The following is a 6,763-nucleotide window of genomic DNA, read 5'->3' as shown; positions in this document are numbered from 1 at the left end:
AGGTTCAAACCTTGGCCGGGCCCTGACCACCGCAATGCGCGAGATTGAGGCGAAGAACCCGGAGCTAACCGACGTACTCCCGAAGACCTACCAGGCAATCCCCGATGACGTTCTGGTGGAGCTGCTTCGCGAGCTGCAGCCACTTTCAATCAGCGGTGACGCCTTTGGCCATGTCTATGAGTACTTCATGGGCAATTTCGCCAAGGAGACCATGCAGAAGGGCGGTGAGTTCTACACCCCCTCGTCCATCGTGCGCCTGATCGTCGAAATCATCGAACCATTTCATGGGCGCATTCTCGACCCGGCCTGTGGCTCTGGCGGCATGTTTGTGCATTCCGCGGACTTCGTGAGGCGCCACCAACGCGAACCCGACAAAGAACTTTCCATCTACGGCGTCGAGCGCACCCGTGAGACCTGGCGCCTGGCCCAAATGAACCTTGCCGTACATGGTCTCTCGGGCAAAATCCTAGACGGCGACACCTACCGTGACCCTCTGTTTGAAGAGGTGATGCCGAAGAAGAACAAGGACGGGCTCTACGAGGGACCTGGTGGCTTCGACTTCGTCATGGCCAACCCTCCGTTTAATGTGAAAGAGCTGGACAAGAGCAAGCTGCTGGACGTGGCCAATCGCTTCCCCTTTGGGGTACCCAGCGCCGACAACGCAAACTACCTCTGGATTCAGTTCTTCTGGTCTCGCCTGAGCGAAGCCGGCCGAGCTGGCTTTGTCATGGCGAACTCAGCAGCAGATGCGCGGGGCACTGAACAAGAAATCCGTAGGAAACTGATCGAAGGCGGCGGGGTGGATGTCATTGTTTCGATTGGTACGAACTTTTTCTTAACCGTGACTCTTCCATGCACCCTGTGGTTCTTCGACAAGGGCAAAGCGACAGGACCAAGGTCAGATGAGGTGCTGTTCCTCGATGCCCGGCACATCTTTCGCCAGATCGACCGAGCACATCGCGATTTCACCGAAGAGCAGATCGAGGCTCTGTCAAATATCGTGCGCCTTTGGCGCGGCGAGCAGCCGGAGTTTTTCACTCAGTCCAAAGCATGGCTAGAACAACGGTTCCCAAGCTTAGCATATTGCAATATTCCCGGTCTGTGCTTCAGCGCGGACCGTTCTGAAATCGAGCGTCAGGGCTGGTCACTGAACCCCGGTCGCTACGTGGGGGTAGCTCCCGGCGAACGCGAAGATGAGGATTTCCGCGAGAAACTGGAAGAGCTGCACGAGGAGCTGGAAGCGTTGAACATTGAAGCCACGCGGCTCCAGTCGACCCTTGCTCGCAATGTTTCTGAGCTTCTGTCATGATCGAGCTCTGGCCATTGACCGGGCTGAACGAAATTTGCGAAAGCATCGTCGATTGCGTCAACAAAACGGCCCCCGTCGCCGACGGCGTTACTCCCTACAAAATGCTTCGGACAACCAACGTTCGGAATGGTTATGTGGACACCATTAATTGCCGTTTCGTCAGCGGCGACACATTCGAGAGATGGACGAGGCGAGAGGTTCCGAGAAAAGGCGACGTAATTCTCACCCGTGAGGCGCCGCTTGGCGAAGTAGGTATGCTGCGGGATGACGAGACCGTGTTCTTGGGCCAACGCCTAATGTCTTACCGGGCCAATCCGCTGAAGCTGGATGCAAACTTTCTCTTGTACAGTCTGATGGGACCCGAGCTACAGGCGCAAATCAGAGCGGCTGGGTCTGGGGCGACCGTCGAGCATATCCGTGTGCCCGACGCGGAGAGGCTCAAGATTCGACTTCCTGATCTGACCACACAGCAACGGGTCGGTTCAATATTAGCATCGTATGACGAGCTATACCTAAACAATCGACGACGCATTGCGATCCTTGAAGAGATGGCGCGACGGTTATTCGTTGATTGGTTCGTTCGCTTCCGCTTTCCTGGTACCGACGACATACCTTTGAACGAGACAGAAATAGGGACGGCACCAGTAGAATGGCCAACCGTTCGCGCCGACGAAATTATTGATTTTGATCCGCGCACCAAGGTTCCAAAGGAAGGCATGAAGCGCTTTGTTCCGATGGACGCCCTGGATACCTCCTCCTCGGTGATATCTTATTGGGAAACCCGCGCAGGCAACGCGGGCTCCAAATTTCAGAATGGCGATACACTCTTTGCCCGCATCACTCCCTGCCTGGAGAATGGAAAAACCGGATTGGTAAATTTTCTGAACGCCAAAGAAACGGCGTTTGGATCTACAGAATTTACAGTGATGCGCGGAAAGGGTGCTCCATCCTCCTTTGTCTACCTGCTTGCGCGATCTGAGTCGTTTAGGGCGGTGGCAATCAAATCCATGGGTGGCGCGGACGGTCGACAACGGGTTCGGGTCGATGCCTTGAAAGGCTACGAGCTTCCTTTGCCACCGGCAGAATTGCTTCGCAAATTCGCAGAAGTTGCTGAGCCGCTGCTTGAACATGTTCGGGTCTTAGCTGATCAGAATGTTCGACTTCGCGCTGCTCGAGACCTTCTGCTTCCCAAACTTATTTCCGGCGAGATCGACGTCGCGACTGCTGAAGAGGCCTTTGTCGAGGCGGCGGAATAGCTGATGGCCGATAACCCGAAGGACATCCTGTACGGCTTTCCTGAGGACACACGTGCCACCCTGACCGGCTTTTCCGAGGACGGGCTGGTCGAGAAGCCCGCTATCGAGCTTCTGGAGAGCCTCGGCTGGACTCACTTCAATCTCTTTGATGAGACTTTCGGCGCTGAAGGCTCACAGTTCCGCGACACGCTGCGCGACCCCTATCTAACCAAGCCTCTCCGCAGCGCCCTCGCTCGGCTAAATCCGGAATTACCTCAGGACGCGCTGGACTTTGCATTCGACAAGCTGGCGCAAGATCGTGCGTCGATGGTCCCGGTTGCGGCAAACCGAGAAGTGCTTGAGCTTGTACGCGACGGGGTCGATGTCGAATACCGCGACGAACACGGCAACATGGCCAAGGAGAGGGTCAGGGTTATCGACTGGCGCGAGCTCCCTAGGAACGAGTTCACCCTCATCTCCCAGGTTTGGATTGCTGGCGAGCTTCACCGTCGTCGCACCGACCTGATTGGCTTCGTCAACGGGGTGCCATTATTCTTTGTGGAACTGAAGGCGGGCCACAGGCGGATTGAGGATGCGTATCAAGATAATGTCCGCGACTACCGCGACAGCATCCCTCAGCTCTTTCAACCAAACGGTTTCCTTTTGCTCTCCAACGGCCTGGACGCACGGATCGGTGCCTCGGCATACGCACCGTGGGACACCTACAAGGAGTGGAAGCGGATCGATGATGAGACCGAGCCGGGACGCGTGTCGCTAGAAACCGCGCTTCGGGCCGCAGCCACTCCAGAGCGCCTGATCGACCTCGTTGAAAACTTCCTGATTTTCGAGGAAACCAAGGACGGCCTGGTCAAGAAGCTAGCCCAAAACCACCAGTTCCTCGGAGTGAACAAAGCGGTTCAGGCGGTCGTTGAACTTGGTGAGAACCAAGGCAAACTAGGCGTCTTCTGGCATACCCAAGGCTCGGGTAAGAGCCTGTCCATGTTGACCTTCACGCGGAAGGTCCTGCGCACAATTCCGGGGGCCTGGACTTTCGTGATCGTCACCGACCGCGAGGAACTCGACAAGCAGATTTCCGATGTCTTTGCCGCCTGTGGCGTGGTCACCAAGGATGTGCGGGAAGTTAGAGCAGGATCCAAGGAACACTTGAAGTCGCTCCTCAGGGGCAACGAGCGCTATGTGTTCACCCTGATCCACAAGTTCGGAACGGCCAAAGGTGAGACCTTTCCCGTCCTGTCCGAACGGTCAGACATCATCGTCATTGCCGATGAAGCCCATCGGTCGCAATACGACACGCTGGCGGCCAACATGCGCCGTGCGCTGCCCAATGCTGCATTTATCGGGTTCACCGGGACGCCTCTTATGGCCGGGGAAGAGAAGACCCGCGATGTCTTTGGCGAATACGTCTCGACCTATACTTACCAGCAGTCGACCGAGGACGGCGCAACGGTGCCGCTCTACTACGAGAATCGCATCCCTGAACTGGAGTTCGCCAACGATAGTTTTGCCGATGACCTGGACGCTGTCATCGAAGAAGCCGACTTGGATGAGGATCAGGAACGGGAACTCGAAAGGCGCCTCGGCACTCAGTATCATCTGATCACCCGCGAGGACCGGCTGGACCGGATCGCCGAAGACTTGGTTCGTCATTTCGTAGGTCGCGGATATCGCGGCAAGGCGATGTTCGTGGCCATCGACAAGGCGACGGCGATCAGGATGTATGACAAGGTTCGACTTGCCTGGGACGCAGAAATTGCCCGACGCGAGAAAGCCCTCGCATCGACGTCAGAGGACCAGCGCGAGGCGCAAGCGGCAGCTATTGCCTTCATGCGTGAGACCGATATGGCTGTGGTGGTTAGCCAGGGCCAAAACGAGATTGCCGACATGGAGGCCAAGGGCCTCAACATTCGCGGTCACAGGAGACGGATGAACGAAGACGACCTGGACGAAAAGTTCAAGAAGGGAAGCGACCCTCTGCGTCTAGTCTTCGTCTGCGCCATGTGGATCACCGGCTTTGACGTGCCGACTTGTTCGACCATCTATCTCGACAAGCCGATGAAGAACCACACCCTGATGCAAACCATTGCCCGGGCTAACCGCAACGCTCCCGGAAAAAAGGCCGGTCTTATCGTCGACTACGTTGGCATCTTCCGCAATTTGGAGAAGGCGCTCGCGATATATGCGGTCGGCGGCGCCAGCACCACCAAGCCAATCGAAGACAAGTCCGCCCTCATCGAGGACCTTGTTCAGGCCATCGAACAAGCGGCGGCTTTCTGCCAGGCCCGGGGCGTTGATCCTGGTGCCATCCTGGAGGTCACGGGTTTTGACCGATTGAAGCGCCTTGGGGACGCGGTCGAGGCCCTTAATGGTACTGACCCCGAACGTCGCACCTTCTTGGCCCTATCTGCCAACGTCTGGTCGACGTTCAAGGCCGTCCTGCCGGATGCCCGGGCGGAACCCCATCGGAGGGTATCGGCGGCTATCGAAGTCATCGCTGAGCGTATTCGCTCCCTCGCCGAACGCCCCGACATCACCGACGTTTCGGCCAGGATCGAAGCCCTCCTCGACACCTCGATTGCCGGCGTAGAGATCACCGCGCCCATTCGTCAGGACGGTGACACCACTGGTCTTTTCGATCTGTCGCGGCTGGACATCGAACGCCTGAGAGCGATGTTCGACACTGGAAATCGCCAACGGACTGAAACACAGCGCCTTCGCCGCGCTGTTGAGGACCGGCTTGAAGAGATGGCTCGCCGCAATCCAACCCGCCGTGGGCTGGTGGAGCGCTTCGAGTCTTTGGTTGCCCAGTATAACGCCGGAAGCCTCACCGCAGCGGACTTCTTCAACCAGTTGCTGTCGCTGGTCGGCGACATGAACACCGAAGATCAACGCGCCATCCGGGCGGGCCTTTCGGAAGAAGAATTGGCGATCTTCGACATCCTGACCAAGCCCGAGCCGAAGCTCGGACCGGAAGATGAGGACCTGGTGAAGCGCGTGGCCAAGTCCCTGTTGGACAAACTCAAGGCCGAGAAACTGGTCCTTGATTGGCGTCTCAAGGAACGCGCAAAGGCCGCTGTGAAGGCCACGATTCAGCAGCTCTACGACGACGGCCTTCCCCGGGCCTACGGCCAAGGAGTTTTCGATGAGAAGGTCGAACGCACTTACCAATGGGTCTTTGAGAGGTACGCGGGACAACGTCCTTCATAGTGGGGGCTGCGAACGGATCCCAAGTGACACCGCGATCAGGAGCCCCGCTGAGGGCGCCGCTGCCGCATCAGATATTGCCGCCCGGGCGACTAGTGCGTTTCCATCCGAGATCAAGGCTTTCGACCTTTTGCCTCAAGGGTGTCGTCATATGGGCCACCAGCCTGTCCAGCGATAGAAGCGCTTTAGATTGTAGATCGGAAAGCGTGAGGCTCGTTTTCACTTCTTGACCGGAATTGGGTGGCTTGAACCCAGTTGGGGGCACCCGGGAGTCTAAGCCAGAGATCTCGCCAAGCGTTCCGGGATGTTCCCTGTGCGATCTTCGAGGCCCATTCGGAGGGACTGAAGCTCCCATCCCGATCAACGACCTTACCGTTCATGACTTTTGCAAAATAGTCAGAGCCGCCGTAAGACATTCGGACCTCCGTCCCCTCGGGGAAGTTCAGACCCTTCCATACCAAGGGGATAGCCCAGTCCACTATGACGTTTGCGGTGGCGTACTTACCCAGAACTTCCTCTTTCCTTTTACCCCAATGTTCGTCTCCTGCTTGAGCCGAGTCTGCCACCCATCGCAGAAGAAGGTCTTCAGCCACAGTCTCCGGCCTTATCTGGCCATCGCTGAACCGAACAATATCGTTATAGAGGTCCTTGGATATAGGGACGTAGATTTTACCTTCGCCGTGCATTTCAGTGCCTTTTAGTTCCATTACAGGCGACTCTAGCACGGGGCAGGATAGGCGTAAAGAGGCACTTATAGGTCGCTTATAGGCGTTTTCCGTCGCGAGTCGAAGCCCGGATCGCAATAAGCACCCGGTGTTATAGTCATGGGTAATAGACCGGAGTATCTGGCAGTGCCCCGAGGAAGGTCTGAGAGTGGCTCTTTCCGCTTGTCTCTGAGCTGTTTGATGTTCTCGTCTCGCTGCTTCAGTATCCGGCTGACCAGAGGCTGAGACACATGGACGACTTGGGATATCTCCGACTGGGTCAGCGAGGGGAA

At 57.0% G+C, this 6,763-nt stretch carries 4 protein-coding genes; 3 read left to right on the top strand and 1 reads right to left on the bottom strand.

Annotated elements, in window-relative coordinates:
- The 3 genes from J0I64_RS21490 to J0I64_RS21480 form a co-directional block, all read left to right on the top strand.
- On the top strand, positions 1 to 1,309 hold a 1,309-nt coding region (locus J0I64_RS21490; RefSeq protein WP_291412145.1), incomplete at its 5' end, for a class I SAM-dependent DNA methyltransferase.
- Positions 1,306 to 2,565: a restriction endonuclease subunit S gene (locus J0I64_RS21485; RefSeq protein WP_291412142.1), complete on the top strand. Its 1,260-nt coding sequence runs from the start codon at positions 1,306 to 1,308 to the stop codon at positions 2,563 to 2,565. The genes J0I64_RS21490 and J0I64_RS21485, both read left to right, overlap by 4 nt.
- 3 nt (positions 2,566 to 2,568) lie before the next feature.
- Positions 2,569 to 5,769 carry a type I restriction endonuclease subunit R gene (locus tag J0I64_RS21480; protein WP_291412140.1) on the top strand — a complete coding sequence of 1,067 codons (3,201 nt, stop codon included), beginning with the start codon at positions 2,569 to 2,571 and terminating at the stop codon, positions 5,767 to 5,769.
- A 182-nt stretch (positions 5,770 to 5,951) separates the two neighbouring features.
- Here J0I64_RS21480 and J0I64_RS21475 read toward each other — a convergent pair whose 3' ends face one another.
- Entirely contained in the window at positions 5,952 to 6,473 is a 522-nt protein-coding gene (locus J0I64_RS21475) for a hypothetical protein (RefSeq protein ID WP_291412138.1), read from the bottom strand.
- Positions 6,474 to 6,763 lie beyond the last annotated feature (290 nt).

The organism is Devosia sp. (assembly GCF_017307565.1).
Lineage (GTDB): Bacteria > Pseudomonadota > Alphaproteobacteria > Rhizobiales > Devosiaceae > Devosia.
This window is presented reverse-complemented; position numbering and strand designations above follow the sequence as displayed.

What these genes read in the sequence shown, in the direction of transcription:
- J0I64_RS21475 (WP_291412138.1), bottom strand. Translation starts at nt 6,473, where the DNA reads ATGGAACTAAAAGGCACTGAAATGCACGGCGAAGGTAAAATCTACGTC.
- J0I64_RS21485 (WP_291412142.1), top strand. Translation starts at nt 1,306, where the DNA reads ATGATCGAGCTCTGGCCATTGACCGGGCTGAACGAAATTTGCGAAAGC.
- J0I64_RS21480 (WP_291412140.1), top strand. Translation starts at nt 2,569, where the DNA reads ATGGCCGATAACCCGAAGGACATCCTGTACGGCTTTCCTGAGGACACA.